Origin of the sequence: Pseudophaeobacter sp., from assembly GCF_039971195.1 — a bacterium.
Lineage (GTDB): Bacteria > Pseudomonadota > Alphaproteobacteria > Rhodobacterales > Rhodobacteraceae > Pseudophaeobacter.
Window position 1 is genome coordinate 1 of record NZ_JBDWPJ010000133.1, and the last position, 4,600, is coordinate 4,600.

Below are 4,600 nucleotides of genomic sequence, written 5' to 3' on the forward strand. Positions count from 1 at the left end.
CGTTGCGTGCGCCGTAGATGTACGGGCCCATGCGGGGGTTCCAGCGCTGCGTCTGGTGACCAAAGTGTACGCCTGCTTCCAGCAGCTGGCGCATGGTGAACTCGGGAAGAGCCATGCTAGTATTCCTTGTTTCCGGTTTCAGTCCTCGGTGGGGGTCTCAGAGCATCTGCTCCAACCGGCGGCCCATTTGGGGATTTCTCCCCCAGACAGGCCAAACCCCACCTGCGGGTTTGATGTCGCGCATATAGGCCAGTTCAGCGCAGGCTGCAAGCGCTATTTGCGCAGCGCCTCATGGCCCGCGCGCACCACTTCTTCGCAGGCGGCAGCCAGCGCCTTGCGATTGGAAAAATCGCTTACTTTCAGCGGTGCATGGTAGACTAGTTCGGCCCTCCCCTGACGCGGGGCTGCCAGGGTCTTGAGCAGATGCGGTCCGAACTCCATATCGCCCCACCAGCCATAGAACCTGGGCTCTTTGCCTTTGGGGGCATGAAACATCACCGACACCGGCTGAATATGGCTGAACTCACGCAGATGACCACCAAAGAACGCCGCAAAAAGTGTTGTTTTAAATGGCAAAACCCGCAATCCATCGGTTGAGGTCCCTTCAGGGAAAAACAACAGCTTGTGGCCCGCCTGTAGGCGTTCCTCAAACAACTCAGTCTGTTCTTTTGCCCGTTTGGGGTTGCGCTCAATGAAGACCGTGCCAGTGGCGCGGGCCAGCCAACCGATGCCGGGCCAGGCAGCGACCTCGGCCTTGGAGACAAAATAGATCCGCTTTTTGGCGTTGAGCGCAAAGATATCCAGCCACGAACTGTGATTGGCCACCACCGCACCGCGCTGTTGCATCAGCTCGCCCCGGGTGGAAAACCCCATGCCCAGGATCCGAAAGGCATTGCGGCAGACAAGCTGCGTGATGAAAGGCGTCACCGGGCGGTTTACGCCACATAGGGGACGCTCTACCAGACGCACCAGCAACAACAGGATCAGGCCGCCAAAGACCAAAGAGCCCAATATAAGCCCCCGTATCAGAACCAAAAGCCAGCCCAAGGGCGAGATATGCAAAGGTTCAGGCGGATCGCCATTTTCCCAGGTCGTTGCCATATTAGCCCTTCCCAGCCGGGCGAGCGCCGTAGATTCGCCTTTGCCGTTCCGACATCTTTTCCGTGTCTAGGATCATACAGACATCCGTGGTGTTGAAGTCATGGTCTACATAGGCGCCATCGCCGACCTTGCCGCCCAGTCGCAGGTAGGCCTTGATCAGCGCCGGGCAATCGATCATCGCCCGCTTGCGATCCACCTGATCACCCGGCAACAGATCCATCGCCTGATAGCGGGTGGACCGGCAGCGCAGCCCTTCGGGAGCCAGGTAATCCCGGTGCAACACAGACAGCGGCCCGGCGAGAGCCTCCAGATCGGTTCCGGCAAAGCTTGCCACCCCAAACAGCACCTCGATCTGATGGGCGCTGACATAGTCATTCAACCCCGCCCAGAGATGAAACAGCGCCCTGCCACCGCGAAAATCCGGATGCAGGCAGGAGCGTCCCAGCTCCAACAACCGCCGCCCCGAGGAAGTCAGCGCGCTCAGATCATATTCCGCTTCCGAATAAAACCGCCCTGCGGCCTCAGCTTGATCGCTGCGCATCAGACGATAGACACCGATGACCCGCCCTGTGGCGCTTTCGCGGATCATCATATGCTCGCAGAACGCGTCAAAATGGTCCTTTTCCAACCCTTGTCGATGATCGACCAGAGCGCCATCCGCCCCCATTTCACGCACAAAGACCGCGTATCGCAGCGCCTGGGCTGCCTGAAGGTCAGCCGCACTTTCGGCCAGGGAAACAGTGAATTCTGTCAAACTATCAGCCATGTAGCTCAGGCCTTCAAAGAAAGTGTTGCGCCGCTGATAGACTGGCTTGGCGACAATAGGCAAGGTTTTCGTAAAACTCTCTGGGCTTTCTTAACCATTCATAAACCGCTATGCCTCATTCACTAGAATCAAGGGGACACGCGCCCCGTCAAAGACCAGTTTCCCCTGATCCGGGAAGTTGACAGTAATTTTGCCACCTGCATTGGATTGGACCTCCCCCGGTCCCCAGTCAGGATGATCCGGATGCTGCACACGCATGCCGGGGGCTAGAAAAGCATTGAGGTCGATCATTGTATGGGCCCAATTCGGAGGAATGATATGGCCGTAGATACCGCCAATTTGGCCGCTTTGATAGGGTCCAGGATCTGTCACGATTTGATCAGCCCGGTGGGTGCCATCAATAACGGCCTAGAGTTGCTGGCGATGTCCGGCGCCATGGCCGGACCCGAGCTTGAATTGATTTCTGACAGCGTTCTTAACGCCAATGCCCGTATTCGGTTCTTCCGTGTCGCCTTTGGCGCTGCCGGTGATCAGCAGATGGGTCGGGCCGAGGTTGTCTCGGTGTTGGATGATATCGGCAAGGCCGGCCGGATGAAGTTCCAATGGGATCACGCCGAAGGCTGCAGCCGCAGCGAGGTGCGCATGGCCTTTCTCGCCGCGCTCTGCATGGAAACCGCCCTGCCCTATGGCGGCTTGATCACCATGTCCTGCGAGGGCGGCAAATGGACGGTGACTGGCGAAGGCCGCAAGGTTGCCGTGGATGCGCCGCTCTGGTGCCATCTGGACGGCAGCGATACCGACATGGCCGTTACCCCGGCACAGGTGCAATTTGCCATGTTGCCGGTCGCCGCCGAGGAAGCCAGCCGCGAGGTCGACTATGGTCACAGTGCAGAAAAGATCACCATTCAGTTCTAAACAACGCCACAGCTTTGCGACACAAGCTACTGTAATACAAAAAAAACCCCAGCTATATGGCTGGGGTTTTTACCTTTTTAAACCGGGCTGCAAGTCAGGACCGCACGGTCCCGTCGCCGCGCACCAGATATTTGAAACTGGTCAGCTGCGCCGCCCCAACTGGCCCGCGCGCGTGCATCTTGCCGGTGGCAATACCAATCTCAGCCCCCATGCCAAACTCGCCACCATCGGCAAACTGGGTCGAGGCATTATGCATCAGGATCGCCGAGTCCAATTCGGCAAAAAACTGTGTCACAGACTCTGCATCCTCGGTGATGATGCAATCGGTATGCTGCGAGTGGTAGCGGCGGATATGGGAGATGGCTTCGTCGATATCCGCGACCGGCCTGGCAGCAATCACCTTGTCGAGGAATTCTTTGCCCCAGTCGCTGTCATCTGCCACCAGCATCGTCTCGGGTCCGGTCAGGCCTGCTTCGGCATGGATCTCCACCCCGGCAGCGGCCAGCGCGCTTAGAACATCGCGACCGATGGTGTCGACAATATCGCGGTGGATCAGGAGGCATTCCGCAGCACCACAGATCCCGGTGCGCCGGGTCTTGGCATTCAACACCACCTCTAGCGCCTTTTTGGCATCCGCCGACTTATCAAGGTAGATATGCACGATCCCTTCGAGATGGGCAAAAACCGGCACCCGCGCTTCGCGCTGCACCAGACCAACCAACCCCTTGCCGCCGCGTGGCACGATAACATCGACATATTCTGTCATGATCAGCAATTCCTGCACCGCGGCCCGATCCCGCGTCGGGATCAGCTGAACCGCATCCTCGGGCAGGCCAGCGCCGCGCAGCCCCTCGGCCAGGCAGGCATGGATGACCTGGCTCGAATGAAAACTCTCAGAGCCGCCCCGCAGGATCACCGCATTGCCGGACTTGAGGCAGAGCGCCCCGGCATCCGCCGTCACATTGGGACGGCTTTCATAGATCACCCCGATGACACCAAGCGGCGTGCGCACCCGCTGAATGTTGAGCCCGGTGGGCTGCTCCCATTCGGCCAGCACTTCGCCCACGGGATCGGGCTGTTCGGCCACGGCGCGCAGACCATCCACGATGCCTTGAATGCGAGACTCATCCAGCATCAGCCGGTCCATCATCGCCGGAGACAGGTCTTTTGAACGTCCAAAATCAAGGTCTTGCTGGTTTGCGGCGATGATGTCGCCGCGTCGTGTCCAGACCGCTTCGGCAGCACCAATCAGGGCCGCATGTTTGCGCTCTGCACTGGCCGTGGCCAGGGTCTGCGCCGCGCGCTTTGCACGAATGCCAAGCTCCATCATCAGGGCGGGGATATTTTCAATGTCTTTCATGGGTCTCTTTGAGCCTTTGCTGATCAAAGCTGGTGCCATCCGGGTTGTGCCAAGATAAGAGAGACAGCCCAGAGGTTTCCAGCCCTAAAGTCGTAGGGTCAGAGCGCCATATCGTCCCGATGGATCAGGGCCGCGCGGCCAGGGTAGCCCAGCGTGGCTTCGATCTCGGCGGATTGGCGCCCCTGAATGGCACGGGCTTCGTCACCGGTGTAACGCGACAGCCCCTGCCCCAGTTTGCGCCCTTCCGGGCCGAGGATGGCCAGGGGTTCCCCCCGGCCAAAGTCACCCTCCACATGACGCACCCCAGCGGGCAGCAGGCTGTTGCCATTTTCCAAGGCCCGCGCAGCACCGGCATCGACGGTGACAACGCCACGGGTTTTCATCGCGGCAATCCAGCGTTTGCGCGCCAGTTGCGGATCATCCTGCGCGGTGAACCAGGTACACAGCGCCCCGTCGTT

Annotated in this window: 7 protein-coding genes; 1 reads left to right on the forward strand and 6 read right to left on the reverse strand. The window is 59.5% G+C overall.

Going from position 1 to position 4,600, the window contains the following annotated elements; translation table 11 throughout:
* The 4 genes from ABJP42_RS11620 to ABJP42_RS11635 all read right to left on the reverse strand — a co-directional run.
* A partial coding sequence (locus ABJP42_RS11620; RefSeq protein WP_348340492.1) for a 30S ribosomal protein S2 occupies positions 1-115 on the reverse strand: 115 nt, incomplete at its 3' end.
* Positions 116-273: 158 nt separating this feature from the next.
* Entirely contained in the window at positions 274-1,101 is an 828-nt protein-coding gene (gene olsA / locus ABJP42_RS11625; RefSeq protein WP_348340480.1) for a lyso-ornithine lipid O-acyltransferase, read from the reverse strand.
* Between the two features lies 1 nt (position 1,102).
* A complete protein-coding gene (olsB, locus tag ABJP42_RS11630) occupies positions 1,103-1,867 on the reverse strand; it encodes an L-ornithine N(alpha)-acyltransferase (RefSeq protein WP_348340482.1) in 765 nt (254 codons plus the stop codon).
* 108 nt (positions 1,868-1,975) lie between these two features.
* Complete coding sequence (locus tag ABJP42_RS11635; protein ID WP_348340484.1) at positions 1,976-2,158, reverse strand: DUF3553 domain-containing protein; 183 nt, start codon at positions 2,156-2,158, stop codon at positions 1,976-1,978.
* 27 nt (positions 2,159-2,185) lie between these two features.
* On the opposite strand from ABJP42_RS11635, the gene ABJP42_RS11640 reads away from it, so the two are divergent.
* The gene (locus ABJP42_RS11640) at positions 2,186-2,782 is read left to right on the forward strand and encodes a histidine phosphotransferase family protein (protein ID WP_348340486.1); all 597 of its coding nucleotides are present in this window, start codon (positions 2,186-2,188) and stop codon (positions 2,780-2,782) included.
* A 94-nt stretch (positions 2,783-2,876) separates the two neighbouring features.
* On the opposite strand, the gene ABJP42_RS11645 is transcribed toward ABJP42_RS11640, so the two are convergent.
* Positions 2,877-4,142 (reverse strand): glutamate-5-semialdehyde dehydrogenase, encoded by a 1,266-nt coding sequence (locus tag ABJP42_RS11645; protein WP_348340488.1) that lies wholly within the window; start codon positions 4,140-4,142, stop codon positions 2,877-2,879.
* 98 nt (positions 4,143-4,240) lie between these two features.
* Positions 4,241-4,600 (reverse strand): PUA domain-containing protein (locus ABJP42_RS11650; RefSeq protein WP_348340490.1); only part of this gene is annotated, 360 nt, incomplete at its 5' end.

Coding starts and splice junctions, on each gene's coding strand:
- olsB (WP_348340482.1), bottom strand. CDS start 1,867: ATGGCTGATAGTTTGACAGAATTCACTGTTTCCCTGGCCGAAAGTGCG.
- ABJP42_RS11640 (WP_348340486.1), top strand. CDS start 2,186: ATGGCCGTAGATACCGCCAATTTGGCCGCTTTGATAGGGTCCAGGATC.
- olsA (WP_348340480.1), bottom strand. CDS start 1,101: ATGGCAACGACCTGGGAAAATGGCGATCCGCCTGAACCTTTGCATATC.
- ABJP42_RS11645 (WP_348340488.1), bottom strand. CDS start 4,142: ATGAAAGACATTGAAAATATCCCCGCCCTGATGATGGAGCTTGGCATT.
- ABJP42_RS11635 (WP_348340484.1), bottom strand. CDS start 2,158: ATGATCGACCTCAATGCTTTTCTAGCCCCCGGCATGCGTGTGCAGCAT.